Origin of the sequence: uncultured Phenylobacterium sp., from assembly GCF_902826855.1 — a bacterium.
Lineage (GTDB): Bacteria > Pseudomonadota > Alphaproteobacteria > Caulobacterales > Caulobacteraceae > Phenylobacterium.
In genome coordinates this window covers 1-17,193 of record NZ_CADEGK010000022.1, presented here as the reverse complement: position 1 = coordinate 17,193, position 17,193 = coordinate 1, and the positions used below count along the sequence as shown (strand labels likewise).

The window sequence follows — 17,193 nt, the reverse complement described above, 5'->3', positions numbered from 1 at the left end:
CTGTCGAGATCGGGTCAGAAACGGTGATCCAGGGCAGTTGCCGATCCGGCTCTACGCGAAGTCTGCGAGGAATTCTGAACCAGGCAACACGCCGCTGACTAACAACCGGTCCCGCGCGCGGGTACAGGCGACGTAAAGAAGATGCCGTTCGGTCTCATAGACGTCATCGAGATCGCTCTCCTCAACGACCGAGTCGATGCGTTCCGCCGACGGCAATACCTCGTCGTCGCAGGCCATGACGGCCACCGCCTTGAATTCCAGACCTTTGGCCAGATGCATCGTCCCGATGGCGATCCGGTCGCCCACGTCGATCTGACGCTCGGACAGTTCGACCGGTTGCTGATCGGCCGCTTCGACGGCTGCGCGGGCGCGGGGTAACTCACGGCGCGAGCGCACGAAGACGCCGATCTCCGCAGGCGCGACGCCGCTAGCGATGGCTTCCCGGATAAAGTCGGCGACGCGATCGGCTTCTGCCGGCCCGTCCGCGCTCAAGGATATCTCAGGCGAAGGCCCCTCAAACACTGAAATCGTGCCTCGGCGCTCTTCTTCCCGGCCGTCCACGTCGCGCACCATGTTCGGCAGCAGGCGGTCGGCCGCCTCGCGGATCTGCTGGGAGGTCCGATAGTTCACCTTCAGCGTGGTGGACCGGCCGCGCACATCAGCGCCCAGCGCCTTCCACGAGAACGGCTGCTGGAAGATGCGCTGGCCGAGGTCCCCGGCGAAGAACAGCCGGTCCTGGCCTTCCGGCGCGATGGCGCAGAGCAGGAGCAGTTCCGGTACACCGAGATCCTGCGCCTCATCGACGACGACGTGGGTGAATGGCTTGTCCGCCTTGGCGGCATAGTGGTCCGCCAGCGCGTGGAAGACGCCCGCCGAGGTCAGCACGCTTTGCGCGTTCAAGGCTCCCCCAGCCGCCTCGAACACCGGCCACAGGGCCTCGCGCTGGCGACTGCCGAGCCGGTTCTTGCGGCCGAGCCTCGGCACCTCGGCATAGGCGCCGGCGTCGCCGACCCGCCACGCGTCGATGACGCTGGCCCACTCCGCCGCCAGGAACCGTTGCGAGAAGCCCTTTAGGCCGGCGTCGCGCGCCGCGATGGCAAGGGCGCCTTCAACCTGGTCCGCTGTCGCGACGCGGGGCTTGCGGCCGAAGGCGAGCTGAAACAGTTCGACAGCCAGCCCCTCGAACGAAGCGACCGTGATGCGCGGGACAATCGAAGTGTCCGGCCCAGCCAGCACCGCCAGCTTGCCGCGCAGACTGCCGGCTAGAGGCTCAGAGAACGTGGTCAGCAACACCCGCGCCGTCGGATCGTCTCGGATCAGACGAAAGGCGCGGTGGACGGCGACGACGGTCTTGCCCGTTCCTGCGGACCCCGCCACCCGAGCCGGCCCGTTGTAGCTGCGCTCCACGACGGCGCGCTGCGAGGGATGGAGGAACACCGACCATTTGTCCCAAGGCGCGTCGAGCGCTGCCCGCAACTCGTCCGTCGACTCGACAGTGAGGAAGCGCCGGAGGGCATCCGGATGCCGGAAGGGATCGGCTGGCGTCTCGGGCTGAACCACAGCCTCCGGCCGTCTCAGAACACCCGTCGCGGCATAGTCCAGAAGGGCCTCGGCCGCCTCCGCCGGTAAGTGTTCCGCCAGCTCAAAGAAGCCAGTCTCGGTCGCGGCCTGTACGGGGAACAGCCAATCTTCCGGAACGCCGACCGCCAGAAGGGCGTCGTTGTCCAGCTTGGCGAATAGCGGCGCCGCGGGCGCAACTACGGGGCTGGGCGCCGTTACCGGCGCCTCCGTCCAAAGGCGCGCCAGATCGGGCTGCGCCTCCTCCACTCGTTCGCGGACTTCCACAATCTGAACGGCCCCGGTCCGCGGATGCGCCTCGATCCGCCGCCGCTCGGCCCAGGCATAGGCGCGGTCGTGGTGATCCACGTAGGCGACCAGGATGCTGGAGGCAGTTTTATGCAGGACCAGGCGCAGGTCGCGGTTGACCCGAGCGGACCAGAAGTTGGGGTCCTTCGACTTGTCGATGCGATGCATCTGAAGGCCGGGCGCAGAGGGATCGAGCTGTAGGTCCAGCACGCTGACCTTCACGGCTTTCTGCTCAGCAGCCGGAAGCCGAGCGAGCGCGTCCGTGAAGGTGTCAGCGATGCGGAAGTCCATCCTCAGGCAGCGCCCCCGTCACGACGCGCGGCGTCCCGCATGGCCTTCGCTGCCAGCCGCTCGGCGTGCTGGGCGGCGCGCTCGGCTCTGCGCTCCTCCGCGTAGTCGGGGCTGTTCCGATGGGCGTTGTCGGCCCGTTGCCGCGCGACCGCCGCGGCGTGAGCCTGCATCCGCCGGTATTCCTCGCCAGCCGGCGTGTCGGCGAACGACGTCGCTAGCCGGTCCAACCCCGACTGCCCGACGCACTTGTAGAGTTGGTCGATCACGAACCGCAGGGCCTCGGGCGCCGTGTCCGACGGCAGGGTCGCGAGCTGCCTGGCGAGTTCGTCTTCAGGAAGGAGCGGCGTTACCGCGGTCGCCTGCGCCCATAGCGCCTGCTTGAAGGGGGTCGCCCCGCACGTCGAACAGTTGATCGTCAGACAGGCGCCACGTTTCACGGCGGAGCTGGTCAACTGGGCAAGCCAGTCCGCGCCTTTGAAGGTCGGGAAGCTGCGGACTACGGGCACGGCGCGGACAGGCCTCTCTCGGCTCGGCCGAAGGGTATCCAGACGGCGGCCGTTTCGTCACCCAGCGGGCGCGCATGGCCCTCCAGCGCACAGACGCCGCACCACGCGCAAACGACGGCGTCCAGCCGGTCCTCGAAGCTCTTGAGAACGCGGCCCGGCGCGTCCGCCGCCGGGAGCGGCAGCGCCGCCACGACGCCCGCGATCTCGACGTCGAGCGTCTGAAGGATCTCGCCCCAGGTCACGATGAGTCGCGCACGGCGCTCCGCCGGAGTCAGTGTCTTCCAGTAGGTGCGCAGCTTGCCGGCCTTGTACGGGAGACGGCTGGGCGCGCCCGTCAGTTCAAGCAGGGCGGGGTGAGGGTAGACCTCGATCAAGGCTGGCGTCGAAATCTCCGATACGGCGAGACGGTAGCCGAGGTCCGCGAAGCCGGCGCGCAGGCCATCGCTGACCGGGCCTGGCCGGATGGCGCTGGGGCTGTGGGTCGAACAGTGGCGGGCTCCGTACTGCCGGGACACGGCGTTGTCGGCCTCGCGGCGCGCCACGATGGCCGTGGTCGCCAGCGGCATGTCGATGGCCACGACGGCGGGGTGTTGGCCACAGCGGGCCTCTGAGGCCTCCAGGAGGGCTGCTGCGGTGGCAGGCGGCCAGGACGAGTGGCCGGCGGCGTAGTCGGCGTAGGACGCGGCGACCTCTACGAGGCGCCAGCCATCGCCTTGCGCCTGCACCAAGGCGACGCCGCTCGGCTGTGTCAGCGTCCAGGCGGCGTCGATGCCCAGGACGGCGCGACCGCTACGAGACATTTCCGCCTGGCGCGCGCTGGATCAGGAACTTTAGGTTACGAAAGAAGTCGAGGATCAATTCCTCGTCTTCCGCCGTCAGCTTTTTGGCCGCCGTGTATCCATGCATGATGCGATTGGCGGCCTTGCGATGCCGGTGCAACCGAGCGGCGTCGAGGAACACAAATCGGCGGGCCGCTAGGTCGATCAAGTTGTCGAGAGACATGTCGCCCGTCGGACGCACGTAGTGCTCGCGCAGAACCATCTCCAGGGCTGCCCGGCACATCGCGATAGCCGCGGCTGGTGCCCCCGCCACATAGGCTCGAACCGCGTCATCGAGCAGATCGAATAGCGACCCCTTCTCGGTCAGCCCGTGCCTGTTGCTCACATGGGCCGGCAAGAACATGACGGGCACGGTGCGCCATCGATGAAAAATGCCGGCGACATCGATGCCGATAGTTTTCTGGAGGTAGTCCCAAGCCTCAAGTGCTGGCCGACAGAGGTTCGCGGCTCCGGTGGACCCGAACTCCGCGTCTTCGTAGTCGGATAGCTTGTCCCCCAGGTGGTCGAGACCCGTCTGGATGGCTGCTGCGCCGTCGTCCCAACGCGGGTCGAAGTGCTCGTCGTATTCAGGCTCATCAAGTGCGTCCGGCGCCGACAGGGTCTCCGAGACGACCTTCTCCAGATCAAACCCGAGTTCACCGAGCCTCGCGCCCGCAATAGGGCCCGTCCAATTCTTGATGTAGTCACGCCAGGCAGGCTCGAATTCGCTGGGCACCTGCGCATGGAATTTCCGCGGCCCGTGCATAAACCGGCGCTCGAAGTCGGAGCGCCAAAGGAACTGGTCGAGGGCGTCCGCCGCGTCACTCAAGACCTGGGATTGACCGTAGAACGTCGTGACCCGTCGAGGGTCCCCCTTTGCCTCCTCCTTCACGCGGTTAAATAGCGCGAGGAACTCCTCGAATGGTGTCGCTCGTTTGCTCACGGCGCTGTCACCGGCCAGCCGAAACGGAAGCGGCCGACATAGTATTCATCGTGGAGGAATTGGAGGTCGTGTTCCCAATCCATGATCGCCAGATCGAGGCGGTCATCGCGACGGCGCTTGGCGTTGCGGGTGAAGGACGCGATGCACTCGGCAATCTTCTTCAGTCGGCCCGCGGATGCGGGCGCTCCCCACTCGGCGAGGTAGCTTCGCGGAAACGCTGGTGGGATTTCACCTGAAAACACCCTGCCCAGGATGGCTTCGCGCAGCGGGGTCGAGAGATCGCTTGTCTTGCCCACTTGATAGCCGAGGAACTTCAACACGCCTTCATCCAGCCAGGCCCCGGTGAGCGAGCCGTCACCCACGCCCGCGTCCGTCCCCGGCCACTTGAACCAGTCTTCCGGCCGCTCCTGTCCTTCGCCCCGCCGCTTCCATTCAACATCCAGCGCCGCCAGAAGCTGGTGAGCGCCCTTTTTGAGGTGTTCACGTTGAGGGTCCTTCAGCGCCGCAATCGAGTTGCGCCAGAGGCGAACAGTATCGGACAAGGCCATCGACGGGAGCTTCGTGATCATCCCCGATGGGTCACCCGATACGACCCTGGGAGCCTGAGCCGATTTCGGCCCTCTCAGCGGCGACGCAGGTTGTCTTGGCACGTCGTACCGAATGGGAACGAGGTTGACCTTGTACCTCTTGCCGCCTCGCTTTGCTTTTCGGCCCCCGACCCCCACTGCGCCCGAACCTAAACCTGAGCCATCAAGTTCTTGGCGCCGCCCGTCCTTTGTTTCCTCACGTAGATGCCGAAACCCAACTTCTTTACAAGGCCATCGACGCTGCCGGTGAGCTTGCGCGCAACGGCGTGAATTTTCTGGATTTCGGTCAGCGGCACGTCGTCCAGGTCGGCCAAATAGTTGAAGAACAAGAGATCGAGCGCGGAGGACTCAATCCAGTCCACTTCCTGCGTGTAGCCGGCCATCCAGCGGAGTTCAGTTGGCGTGCTGAAGAGCTTTTCCGCGATTTCCTCGGTTCCAAAGATGCAAGCAGCCATGTGGATGCCGGCGAGCTTAGCTCCGCGCTGCGCCCTTATTCGGACGAGCATGTTCTTGAGCTCAGTGCGGGTGACCTGATCACCGTTGATGAGCTGAAGGCCTTTGTCGTTTCCATGCATCGCGAGGCAGAGGTAGCGGCAGGAGTTGTCTTTAGCGACGCGAGGGATGGCCTCCTTGAGCGCCACTTCCGAGCAGGCCATCTCATAGTGGTAGGCATGGGGAGTGTCGGTTGCCAGGTCCGCGACAAGGTCAAAAAGACCGCGCACAGACACATTTGAACCTTCAAACCATTTGCTCTCGATAACAGCGATCCCCGTGTGCGCTGCCATGGCTACACCCTGAACACCTTCATCACCTCGTCGCCGAAGTGGTTGATGACCTTCACGGCGATCCGGCCGCTCTTGGGCCGGTCGAAGGGCCGGGAGGTGTCGCGGTAGAGGGTCGCCCAGGCGGCTTCGTCGATCTCGGCGCGAAGCGCAGTCTTGAGGCTCTTGTAGGGGTCGTTCGCGCCGAGGAAGTAGGCGTGGCGGACGAAGAAGCTTTCCTCGTCATAGTCGGTGTCGATGAACCAGGCGGCGATGGACTTGGTGTCGCCCGAGCGGATGTCACCGGTGTTGGGATCGAACACGTCCACCTCGCCGAACACGATGAACAGGTTGCCCTTGCCGGTGTTCTTCAGCTCGCCGGCCATATGCAGGTCGGGATTGATCTTCGCCTTGAGGATCGGCAGCGGACCGAGCTTCACCAGTTCGGACGCATGCGCCTCGAAGTTGAAGGCCGCCGCGATCAGTACGTCGAAGCGGGCGTCGGTAGCCTCGCGGGCCGCAGCTGTCAGATCGGGGCGCGAGGTGGTCCCGAACTCCGGGCCGATGAAGATGGCCGCGCGCCGCTCGATCTCGCCTTCCATGAACCGGCCTTCGGCGGCGATGTATTCGCCGGGCCAGGCCGTGAGGGCCGTGAAGACAATCTTGTCCGCCTTGGCGCCCTGCTGCACACCGGACGTTTTCAGGTTTTCCAACACGATGGCGGAGAAGTCGGCGGGTGGCGCGGAAGCAAGGTTGCGACGACGCCGGCCTTCGGACGCCTCGATTTCACCGGCCATGGCATCCGCATCCGACGGCACGACCCGGTGCGGAGACAGGCTTTCCACCGTGAAGGGGCCTGCGACGCGGACGCGGTTTGCGTCCTGATAAGGCCGGTCGTAGAGCATCTCCACGTCCGCGCGCTTGGCAATGGAGGCGTCGATTTCCTTCTGCCGCGCGATCCGAGCATCCCACCAGGCCTTGTGGACCCCGATCACGTTGCTTGACCATGAGGCCGCTGGCTCACGCGGGATTTCCCACTCTTCCCAACTCTCGCCGAGGATGCTGATCAGCTCGCTGCGCAGGGTTTCCACCTTGGCTTGCCAAGTGTCCCAGATCACATCGATTTCAGCGTTGTTGGCGATGGACTTCAGGGTGACGTGCGGCGCCCGTTCGTAGACGAAACCTTGCCGAATATCGCCTTGGGCGTCGGACAGGCTCTGGGCTTTTCCAGAAATCTCCTGTTCTTTGCGTCGCCCCTCCGGGCTGTCGGCAAGAAGGTAATACGGATAGCGCGCGCTCATCATTCGCGTGCGCGCCAACGCTAGAGCCACGCGGCTTGTGTCGATCGTAACCCAACGGCGCCCCCATTGTTCGGCAACGTAAGCCGTGGTTCCCGATCCGCACGTCGGATCGAGTACAAGGTCTCCGGGATCGGTCGCCATAAGGATGCAGCGCTCGGCAATCCGAGTGAGCGTCTGCACGACATACACCTTCTCGTCGCTGAAGCCGCTTGCGCCGGTATCGGTCCAAAGATTGTTGCGCGGATAAACTCGGAAATCGTCAATGAACCGAACGTAAGTCAGAGTGTTTCCAACCGGTTCGAGCCTCTCAGCCCTACCCAGCCTCTCCATCCCTTCTTCGTTAGTCTTCCACCTGACTTTTTCACTAGGAAGAAGAGTCTTGCCGCGTATTTTCACTGGGAACCAGGAGGCTGCGCCTTCCCCTTTGGTGCGGCCGACCCCCTGACTCGTAATGTTGTCCAACCGGAAGACACGAGCTTCATCCGGGATGGTGTCAGGGTTTTCGAGTTCTGTGCGCGCCAAACGACGGCGGCTGAAGGCACCGTCCTGGACCTGGCTGTATTGCCCGCCGCCGCTGCCGCCGACTTCCTTCAGCTGGTAGAGTGCCCGATATTTCGTCGCGTCCCGGTTCTTCGCCGCCCAGAGGATGTGATCTGTTACGCCCGCCAAGTAATCATTTGTGGCGCCCGCCGTTTTCGCCACGCTGATTTGCGAGATGAAGTTATCCTCGCCAAAGATTTCATCCATCAGGGCCCGAACGCGATGCACATTCTCGTCGCCGATTTGGACGAAGACTGACCCGCTGTCGGTCAGAAGCTCCCGCATGACGGAGAGGCGGTCGCGGAGATACGTGAGGTAAGAATGGATGCCGTCTTTCCAGGTGTCTCGGAAGGCTTTGACCTGCTCCGGTTCACGAGAGATGTCGGTCTGCTTTCCGTCCTTTACGTCCCGGTTCTGCGTGGAGACCTGCCAGTTCGAGTTGAATTTGATGCCATAGGGCGGGTCGAAATAGATGCACTGGACCTTGCCGGCCAGGGCCTCGCGCTCGGCCAGTGACGCCATCACCTGAAGGCTGTCGCCCAGGATCATGCGGTTCGACCAGTGCTGGTCGTGCTGGTAAAATTCGGTCTTCGCCTCGGCGCTAATACCATTGAAGTCGGCGAACAGATCGAGTTCTTCCGGCGCCTTCGAGCCTTCCGCTGAGCGGCGCTTCAAGTCGTCGATGATGGCCTTGGGGTGAATTTTCTCCTGGATGTAGAGCGGCGGGGTCTGGACGATCAGGTCCGACCAATCCTGGGTGTCCTTGCCGCGCCAGACCAGTTGCGCGTCGCCCAGCTCGACCTCGCCCGTCTCATGCAGTTGCGCGACCTGCGCCGGCGTCAGGCGGATACGCGCCCCGTTCCAGATGATCTGGGGGTCCAAGTCCTCGTCCCTCTCGCGTCGCACTCCCTCCGCCAAGGGCCGCGTGCGCGAATAGTGCGCAGGCTTGGGCGGATGCATTTCTTCCAGATATTCGGCAGTCGATTGCAGCTCGGCGGTCGGGATGTTTCGCCGCGTGGCCTCGTCATGAACCAGTGTCTCGACCTGTTTCGGGCCCTTGGGCGCCCTGGCCATCAGTTCGCTCCCATTTGGGGCGCGGACGCCAGGAAGGTGTAGCGGCCGGCGAGATACGCCGCCCAGGGGTCCTCTGGCACCTCCGCCATGAGGGGACCGAACACCTGCTCAATGGTTCGGCCAATGAAGGCTGAGGGATCGGTCAACACGGCTGAGAACGCTTCGAAGGCGTCCTCGCCAAACCTGGCCAGCGCCGGCGCCGTCACGACATGAAGAGCCCGATTGTCGGCGGGTGAGATATGCAACACCCGGACGCGTTCGGCGCCATCTTCGCCGGCCGCCTGCATGTGGAATGCCAGCATCTGCTGGCGCAGGAGTTGGTAGAGGGGCTCCCAAAAAAAGTCCTGCACCTCGAGCCCAAGGTCATCTCGAACGGGGCCGCGTGGCGCGAAGGCCTTGTCGGCGTAGCGCCCGATCCGGGTGGCGTTACCAGAGGGCGGGATCGGCGCGCCGTACTTCTCCGTGTACTTCCACTCTATGAGCAGCGTCTCGATGCGACGCTCCGAACGGAAGCGCACGACCGCGTCGGCGCTTGTCGCGTTCGCGCCTCGCGTAACGCTCCCACTGGCTGGCCATTCGTTCAGATAGTTCTCACGGCCCGTCCACTCGAAGCCAACGAACCAGGGCTCGCCGGAGGGGCCGTCTTCCACCTTCAGCATTTCGGGCGGCGCGATACCGAACGCGCCGCCAACGAGCCGCGCAAGCAGATCGGGGCGCGTCGCAAGCGGCATGAGGAAGTTCAGGCAGCAGACCTGCGAAGAGAGGCCGTGATTGGCGTGCTGATGCCAGGTGATCTTGTAGCGGTCGAAATAGGCCTGCGCCGGGCCTTGGATGGACGGGGCAAGGTTCAGGAAGAAGTGCTCAGGCTTCAACCTGTAGGCCGAACCGCCATGGCCCGCGGCCTCGGTGCAGGTCCGCTCGAAGTGGGCGCCTTGAGACAGCCTTTGCGACGGCGTCTCGTAAGCCCGTGCTTGGTTGGCGCCGTCGCCGCGGTAGACCTTCTTGCCGGTGGCGTCCTCGATAAGCTTGAGCAGCTGTTCGCGGCGAGCCTTTAGAAAGCCCGGGAAGTCGTCCGTTCGTAGGTGGGCGGGGTCGACAAGGTGGCTCTGCAACAGGTGATCGAGTTTGTCGGCCGCGATCGCCGGCGAGCCTTCCCAGCCGCGTTCAAGACGGGCGACGTATTCGCTGGGCGCCACGCCGCCGAGAATCCGGTTGGTGCGCGCGCCGAGGGGCGTCTTGTTGATGATGGAGTCGTAGTCCTCTGGCGGAAGCTTCGCTTTCTCGCACCACGCCTTGGGGAAGATGTGGTGGATATCGACCTGCTCGTCGAAGAAGACGGTCTGGTCGTAGGCCTGCCCTGAGCGAAAGTCGTTCGCGCCCTTCTTCATCAGAAGCGCGCTGACGCCCTTGTAGGCCGCGGAGAGGCGGGTGCGCATGGATTGCAGACGCTGCGCGTCGAAGGTGGACTGCACGATCGTGGAGGGTTCCGGTCCACCGGCCAGCCAGGCGGGAACCTCCTGGATATCACGGGCCAGCCGCGACTCTGTCGCCGACCCGTACAATTCCCCGAAGACGCCGTTCCAGTACCAGCGCATCAGGTTGTGGCGGACCTCGACGTTCTCCCAGCCCTCGCCCAGTTCAGCCAAGATCGCTGCGAGCGGCGTGACCTGCGATTGGTAGGGAAGGTCGTACCCGCGGTAGACCCCCAACAGTCGCAGAAAGCGTGCGGCCCGGTCGAAGCCCCGTTCCACTAGATCGGCGTACTTCTGGTAGGCCGCCAGCGGCAGCTTGAGCAGTGACTGCCGCGTTGCGCTGACCGCCGGCGGGTTCTCGTGGCCTTCTGCCTCGGCCGCCCGCCGAACGGCCTTGGTGTGCAACAGGCTGATCGCCTGCATGAATTCCGTGCTGGAGATGTTGGCCAGCGCGGGGTGCGATTTCATCCGCTTCTCGCGTGCCGCCCAGTCGTCGCGCAGGCGGAATCCATCGGCGGCGTACATGGCGGTCACAAGCTCGAACGCGTCGAGAGCCTTGCCGCCCGTGTTCACTTTTTCAAAGACCAGGCAGACGGCTTCCTTGGTCGTGTCGCGATCAAGCGCGATAACCGGGACATCATAACTGCGGAAATTCTGCAGGACCCTGTCCTGGAAGGTCTTGAAGAATGCACGTTTCTCCAACTCGCCTTTCGCGATCCAAAAGTCCCCGAAGCCGTCCTTCCAGTCATCCCAATCGAACACGCAGTTCACGGGGAACATCATCGCCTCGTACTCACGCTCCGGCGCGGAGAGGTCGAGGTCGATGTCCTTGCCGAAGTTGGACTTGATAAGGCGATCTTCCGCGACTCCGATGATCGCCTCTTCCCGGGGGACTTCGGGGTCCAGGGCGCGGCGCATGTCGATATAGTACCAGCGCTTCACCCGCGCGTTCCTGGCGGTGACCGTCTCGACCACGGCCTTTCGCAAGGCCGTCTGGTACAGCGACGTCATGCGCTGCTGTCCGTCGAGCAGGAGCGCCGTCGGCTTTTGTTTGGCATTCTCGGGCGGCGCGCCCTGAATGAGCCGTGGCGCGAAATCGACCTCACCGCCCGTTTCCAGCGTCATAAGGGCTCCGACCGGAAAGGCCTGGGATATCGAGGCGATGAGCCCCTTGATGCGCTCCTCATCCCACACCCAGCTTCGCTGAAAGTCCGGAAGCTGGATCGCGCCGCGTTCGCAGTCCCGCAAGAGTTCCGCGAGCGCGACCGGATTGGTTTTGAAACTTCCCCCCACGGGCATCCCCCTAGCGCGGCGATCAGGCCGGTTCGAATTGGCGTGTGACCAGACCGCCGACGAGTCCGTCGAAGGCGTCCTGGATTGCGTAGACATCAGTGAATTCGGCGAAAGCCCAGCGGCCGTAGGCGCCCAGGTTGTTCACGCCAGGCACCCAGAGGGTTTTCATAGACTCTGCCTTCAGCTGGGCGTCCTGGACGCGGAACCCCTTGGTCTCGATGATGAGGTTGAGCGGCTCGGGCTGGCCGTCGTCCAGCCGGATGATGAAGTCGGGGACGTAGCGGCGTGGCACGGCGCCGTCGCGATACGGGACCTCAAATTGCATGCCCTGGTTCTTCACATAGGCCAGGACGCGGGGATGGCGCTCGACGACGCGGGCCAGCTCGGCTTCCCAATTGCTGTCCATGACAACATGGCTGACGTGGCTCTTGTCGGCCGCCGTGGTCCACACGTCCTTGGTGGTGTTGAAGGCGACGACGCGGGTGGAACCGCTGGCGTTGTAGGCGTCGAGGATCGCCTTGATCCGCTTCTCGCCCTCGTTGGCCCGCTGGCAGGCCATGAAGATCAGCTCTGCCGCCTTGTCCGCTAGCTCAGTGTAGAGGATCGCGCCGGTCGGAACGCCATTGGCGACAAGGTAGCCTTCGTTGATCCAGCGACGCACGACGCGCTGGATGTCGCCGAACAAGTGCATCGGCGGGTCTTCGCCGGGGTCACGGTAGCGCGTGTAGAGCAGCCGCTTCGCCAGGTGGAAGGACAGCTCGCTAGGTCGCTTGTCCTCCAGCACTTGCGGCGTCAGTTCGACGCCTTCGCCAACGATGCCTTCGTTCTGGACGACGCAGGGGCCGACGTTGCCCGGATTCAGCTCGAAGCGACTGTCATCGGTGAACTCCGCCGTGATCCGCTCGTCCGGCAGGTCGAAGCGGTAGCCTTCCACGCGGGGGAAGGCGATCTCGAGTGCGGAACGATCCTTCAGCGCCTGGACGCGCGTGGTCTTGGCGGGTTTGGTTACGGGCGCCACGACGGGCGCGGCCGTGAAATTGAAGGGAATACCGAGGATGTCAGCGTACTCGACGTTGAACAGTCCGTCCTTGTTCAGATCATAGGACTGACGGCGCAACCCACGCCCGACCACCTGTTCGCAGAGGAGCTGAGTCCCGAAGGCTCGCACGCCCATGATGTGGGTGACGGTGTTGGTGTCCCATCCCTCCGTCAGCATCGACACCGAGACGACACAGCGGATTTGCTCCCCGAGCCTGCCCTTGCGGCCCACCGTGTTCATGGCCTCACGGAGGATGTCGGTATCGGTGAGGGCGTCACCGGCCTGTTGGTCGCCGGTGCGGTCGATCAGCTCGCGTTTGAACTGGTCGATCTCTGAGCCCATCAGCTCCCGATAGCTGGTGTCGAGCGCCTCGCCGCTTTCCAGCGCCTCGGAGTCCACCAGCAAGGTGTTGAAGCGGGTCAGCCGGTTGCCGTGCTCATCGTAGTTGCGGAAGAGCGGCAGGTGGCCGGCATGGCGGAAGCGCATCTCGCCATCTTCGTCCTCGCGCTCGAAGCCCGAGATCCATTCGTAGACGAGCTTGGACGTGGCGGTGTTGTTGCACACCACGATGAAGACCGGCGGCGTCTCCAGCCCGGCCTGCTTCCAGACCTCGAACGTCTTTTCGTAGTGGCTGTAGAGCGCATAGAGGGCGGTCTGCAATTCAGCCGGGAACGTCGCCGCCAGCGGATCGAGCTGGCCGGATTTCGACGCGCCCTTCTTCGGCATCCGCTTGCCGATATGCTCCCACAGCTCGCGATAGATCGGCATTTCGCCGGTGACGGAATTGTCCGCCACGGGATGCGCGGCAGCTTAACGATCCCGCATTCTATGGCGTCCATCAGCGAGAAGTCGGAGACCGTCCAGGGGAACAGCGTCCCCTCTCGGTATCCGGAGCCGCGCAGGAAAAAGGGCGTCGCGGACAGATCGAACACGGTCCGGACACCGACCTTCCGCTTCAGCGCTTCCAGCCCTGAAATCCACAGCCGGGCGGCCTCGCTATTGCGCTTGGCCTCCTCGCGGTCCTCCGCCGCAATGGGCGTCTCTGCATCGCCTTGGGGACGCTCGCGGTAGCAGTGGTGCGCCTCGTCGTTGATGACGACGACATTCTTGAACGCCAGCAGCTCGCCGCAGGCTCGCTTGAGCATGGCGCCTTCGGTTTCCGTCGTCTGGATCGGGGCGTCACGCCCTTGCAGGAAGGCGCGCCCGACCTTCGTCAGCTCCATCACCTCACGGCGTTTGAAGGCGTGGTAATTGGTCAGGACGATCTTGGCCTTGGCGACATCGAGCAGCATGTCGGCCGGCACCAGCTCGCGTTTGGCGTAGTAGTTGTCAGGGTGTGACGGCAGCAGGATTTGCAGCCGGTCGCGGATGGTGATGCCGGGCGCGACGATCAGGAAGGCGCGGCTGAACTGGTTGCTGGCGGGCGAACGCACCGCGTTCAGCGTCTGCCAGGCGATCAGCATCGCCATCACTGTGGTCTTGCCGGCGCCCGTGGCGAGCTTCAGCGCGATCCGCATCAGCTCCGGGTTGGCGCCCTGGTTCGCGGCCTGGATGTGCTTCCAAAGGTGCGCGTGCTGCTTCTGTTTGGGCGCAACCTCGGTAAGCCAAATCGCCGTCTCGGCGGCTTCGACCTGGCAGAAGAACGGCCGAACGGATTCGAACTCGTGATGCCGCCAGTATTGCAGCAGGCGTTGGGTAACGGGGGTCACACCCCAATCCGCCGGGTTGTTCAGGCCGCGCCACGCGGTCACGTAGCTGCGGATCTCGTTGATGATGGCGAGGGTGTAGGCCTGACCTTCTTCGTCTTCCTCAGCGAAGAGATCGAGGTCAAGCTCCGCCTGTTTCGCCTTCTTCCCCTGCTTCCTGGAGGGGGGAACGGGCGAAATAAGTTCGGACTTTCGGCGCCCATCGATAGGGGGTGAGTCGAGGGGTTGCCCCTTAGGATCCAACCCGTGATGACGGTGGGGCGGCTCGTACGGCGAATTGAGAATAGGTTGTTCGAAAAACGACTGAGCCATAGCCCCCCCCACCTAGCAGGTAAGCAGTTGGACCAACAGGTGCGCAACCCTCGCGTGCGAGTGCAAAAACTCAGATCCACACCCGCTTGATTTCATCCAGGCTCAGCTGGTCAGATCGGCGCTCACAGCGCTGAGTAGTCCGCGTTGAGCGTGCTTCGCCATCGCCGCGGCGTTCTCCAGCGTGCCGCCCGCAGGGCCAGCGGTCTGCTGATCAGCACCGCCCTCCCCTGTGCCGATGCCCGCCCGAGGTTCGGAGCGCGCGGCGGGCGGCTAAGCTGTTACCCTAGCCGATCCGGCCAGGAGAGCAGTCGTGCGGCAAGCTCGTGAGCTTCCCGGGCTAGGGCTGCCGGGCCAGTGACATAGAACTCGCTGCCGAAGAGGGTGCGGCGTTCTCGCCAGGTCACCACCTCCGGCGATTGGGACCGCACCAGCCCCCTCACCTTCGCGACCTGCGCCTTGGGCGCATAGACAACAAACGTCGCTTCAACCATGTGGCCACCCCATTCGCGGAGCATATGGGAGCGGGGCTGTGGCCAGCCGTGAAGTTCTCGTGAGGGCCGCCGTTTCGAACCCAGTGTTGCGGTCTCAACACGCTTTCCGGCGACGAGAACAAAATAGAGCCGAAAAGCAAGCGCTAGCGGGGTTGCCGATTCGGTCCCCCAGAATGTGGACGCGCTGTGCACCATTAGCGGCGCCTTGCCTGATCCGGCCTGGCGCGGGGCCCGGGCCGGACGCCCAATGAGCGGGCTTCAGAGCGGCGCTGGCTGTCGGGCCCGAAAAACCTCGCTGCTGCCAGGAGCTGCCGCTAGTCCTCATTGGCGGGCTTGTCGCCGCGTTCATCTCCAGTCGACGGTTGGGGCACGGCCGCGCAAAGTCGGATCAGGTCGAGGAACTGGCGCCGCACGGCTGGCGCGCTCAGGGACTGGAACGCGACCGCGAGAGCGACGCCATCGGGGGACAGTAGAAATTCCTGGAGCGCTTCAGCCTGGGCCAAGGACTCGGGGTCATAGACCTCAATGCCCTCGAGCCCCTCGTAGAAATAGGAGATGGGCGTCCGGAGCTGCGCGGCGATCTCCCAGAGCTTGGATGCACTGACGCGATTGGTCCCGCGCTCATACTTCTGGATCTGCTGGAAGGTCAGCCCAACGCCGGCTGCGAGGGCGTCTTGGCTCACGCCGAGCTCACGCCGCCGCGTGCGCATGCGGATTCCGATCTGGCAGTCCAGATCCCGAGGCCCTCGCTCGGTCTCGCTCGTCTCCAACATGACCAACTGGGCGCCTCCGCGATCAATTGAACTGCCGATATGAGGTGTCACGGGGTCCGGCGTTCTCGTCAACCTTTGCGTGTGTCGCTTTCCGCACAAGTCGCGGCGATCTCGGTTTGTGCCCGGAGCGTTCCGGCAACCCTTCAACGCACCCGCACCAGTTGAATCCATTAGAACACTCATCATTCACGAGAGGGCGGTCGTCGGGGTCGGCTTTGCGGGGACGGTCGCGTCCGCGACAACGCGACAGAGATCGAGGCCAATTTCGCTGAGCTGAAGAATGACGCGGCCGGCCGCCTCGCCCTCCTCGAGGATGGCGGCATGGCGGAGTGGTTCGATCGCGTCGCAGGCTAAATCGCTGGCGTAGGTGAACTCTATGTCTCGGTGAGCGACGAACAGCCGCCAGTCGGGTTCGTTCGGGCCTGGTCGGTTCTGGGGCTGCAGAAGAGCGACCAACTTCACCGCGTCACCGTCGGCGGGAACCGCGTTGATCGCGATGAGCGCCAGCGCGTCGCGCGCATGAGGGGGAAGGGGCGGCATCAAGGACATGGCTCAGCGACTTCACCCCGAGGTAGCGGGATGCCTCCGATGCAATCTGTACTTGCGGAAGAATGTCGCGAAAGTAGAGCTTGGTAAAGCCCCTCGCCAAGGGGGTCTTACCCAACCTGGGCGAGCAGGACAAGAAGCAAGGCTTGTGTCCGGGTCAAAACCGGACGGATGGAAGCACAGGCCCAGACCTACGACCGCTTTTGACGCCGACGCATCGCCTTCTTCGAGCAGGAAGGCGCCCATGATTGTGCTCCGGCGGATCGACAACAGCTGCAACATGGCTCGGTTCTACGCGCTCTCCATCGAGCGCTCGCTGTTCGGGGAGAGCATCCTAATTCGCCGCTGGGGGCGGATCGGCACCCACGGGCAGCGCCGAGAGGATTGGTATCGCGCCAGCGACGACGCGGCGGCCGCGCTGGGCCGCCTGGTGGGCCGGAAAGTGAGGCGTGGCTACCTGCTGGTGGGCGGAGCGGCCCCCGCCCTCACAGCGTCACGATGACGATCACCGCGACGACCACGAAGAAGATCAGCAGTGGGACGCGCTTGGCGTAGTGCAGCTCGTGTCGGGCGACATAGCTGAGGGCGCGACGCCAGCGGGTCGGCAGCTCCCGTTCCCGCATCTCCGACCAGGCCTGCCGAGCACTGTGCACGTGCGCGGCGGCAATGACGATCAGGGTGATCGTGACCAGCACGGTCTGCTTCCACTCCGGAAGCCCGGTGTCTTGCAAACCGTGCATTCGGTCTCTTCAGCTCCTGCCTGTCACCCAAGCCTATAGGCCACAAAGAACCGCAAAATGGTCAACAGTAGACGAGCCTTTAGCCCACATTTCCCAAGTAAGGCGCTGATTTCGCTGTCCTGACCATTATATTT

Annotated in this window: 14 protein-coding genes; 1 reads left to right on the top strand and 13 read right to left on the bottom strand. The window is 64.0% G+C overall.

The window, feature by feature from the left end:
- Window positions 1–51: 51 nt before the first annotated feature.
- The 12 genes from QZV94_RS05315 to QZV94_RS05260 all read right to left on the bottom strand — a co-directional run bounded on the left by QZV94_RS05315 (window position 52) and on the right by QZV94_RS05260 (window position 16,322).
- Window positions 52–2,157, bottom strand: a complete 2,106-nt coding sequence (locus tag QZV94_RS05315; RefSeq protein ID WP_293676768.1) for a 3'-5' exonuclease — start codon at window positions 2,155–2,157, stop codon at window positions 52–54.
- Between the two features lie 2 nt (window positions 2,158–2,159).
- The gene (locus tag QZV94_RS05310) at window positions 2,160–2,663 is read right to left on the bottom strand and encodes a hypothetical protein (RefSeq protein ID WP_293676767.1); all 504 of its coding nucleotides are present in this window, start codon (window positions 2,661–2,663) and stop codon (window positions 2,160–2,162) included.
- The gene (locus QZV94_RS05305; RefSeq protein WP_293676766.1) at window positions 2,654–3,463 is read right to left on the bottom strand and encodes a DUF429 domain-containing protein; all 810 of its coding nucleotides are present in this window, start codon (window positions 3,461–3,463) and stop codon (window positions 2,654–2,656) included. The genes QZV94_RS05310 and QZV94_RS05305 overlap by 10 nt, the downstream gene beginning before the upstream one ends.
- A complete protein-coding gene (locus tag QZV94_RS05300; protein WP_293676765.1) occupies window positions 3,453–4,424 on the bottom strand; it encodes a DUF4145 domain-containing protein in 972 nt (323 codons plus the stop codon). The genes QZV94_RS05305 and QZV94_RS05300 overlap by 11 nt, the downstream gene beginning before the upstream one ends.
- The gene (locus QZV94_RS05295) at window positions 4,421–4,993 is read right to left on the bottom strand and encodes a hypothetical protein (RefSeq protein ID WP_293676764.1); all 573 of its coding nucleotides are present in this window, start codon (window positions 4,991–4,993) and stop codon (window positions 4,421–4,423) included. Before QZV94_RS05295 ends, QZV94_RS05300 begins: the two co-directional genes overlap by 4 nt.
- Window positions 4,994–5,160: 167 nt before the next feature.
- Window positions 5,161–5,796, bottom strand: a complete 636-nt coding sequence (locus QZV94_RS05290) for a hypothetical protein (RefSeq protein ID WP_293676763.1) — start codon at window positions 5,794–5,796, stop codon at window positions 5,161–5,163.
- A 2-nt stretch (window positions 5,797–5,798) separates the two neighbouring features.
- On the bottom strand, window positions 5,799–8,687 hold the full coding sequence (locus QZV94_RS05285) for a site-specific DNA-methyltransferase (RefSeq protein ID WP_293676762.1): 2,889 nt from the start codon (window positions 8,685–8,687) through the stop codon (window positions 5,799–5,801).
- On the bottom strand, window positions 8,687–11,458 hold the full coding sequence (locus QZV94_RS05280) for a DUF262 domain-containing protein (RefSeq protein WP_293676761.1): 2,772 nt from the start codon (window positions 11,456–11,458) through the stop codon (window positions 8,687–8,689). Before QZV94_RS05280 ends, QZV94_RS05285 begins: the two co-directional genes overlap by 1 nt.
- A gap of 16 nt (window positions 11,459–11,474) precedes the next feature.
- Complete coding sequence (locus QZV94_RS05275) at window positions 11,475–11,858, bottom strand: hypothetical protein (protein ID WP_293676782.1); 384 nt, start codon at window positions 11,856–11,858, stop codon at window positions 11,475–11,477.
- A gap of 1,052 nt (window positions 11,859–12,910) precedes the next feature.
- A complete protein-coding gene (locus tag QZV94_RS05270) occupies window positions 12,911–14,509 on the bottom strand; it encodes a DEAD/DEAH box helicase family protein (RefSeq protein WP_293676760.1) in 1,599 nt (532 codons plus the stop codon).
- An 805-nt stretch (window positions 14,510–15,314) separates the two neighbouring features.
- Window positions 15,315–15,773 (bottom strand): helix-turn-helix transcriptional regulator, encoded by a 459-nt coding sequence (locus QZV94_RS05265; protein WP_293676759.1) that lies wholly within the window; start codon window positions 15,771–15,773, stop codon window positions 15,315–15,317.
- Window positions 15,774–15,959: 186 nt separating this feature from the next.
- Window positions 15,960–16,322, bottom strand: a complete 363-nt coding sequence (locus QZV94_RS05260; RefSeq protein ID WP_293676758.1) for a hypothetical protein — start codon at window positions 16,320–16,322, stop codon at window positions 15,960–15,962.
- Window positions 16,323–16,563: 241 nt separating this feature from the next.
- On the opposite strand from QZV94_RS05260, the gene QZV94_RS05255 reads away from it, so the two are divergent.
- Window positions 16,564–16,821 (top strand): WGR domain-containing protein, encoded by a 258-nt coding sequence (locus tag QZV94_RS05255; protein WP_293676757.1) that lies wholly within the window; start codon window positions 16,564–16,566, stop codon window positions 16,819–16,821.
- Here QZV94_RS05255 and QZV94_RS05250 read toward each other — a convergent pair.
- A complete protein-coding gene (locus tag QZV94_RS05250) occupies window positions 16,805–17,059 on the bottom strand; it encodes a hypothetical protein (protein ID WP_293676756.1) in 255 nt (84 codons plus the stop codon). The two genes, QZV94_RS05255 and QZV94_RS05250, sit on opposite strands and share 17 nt — an antisense overlap.
- Window positions 17,060–17,193 lie beyond the last annotated feature (134 nt).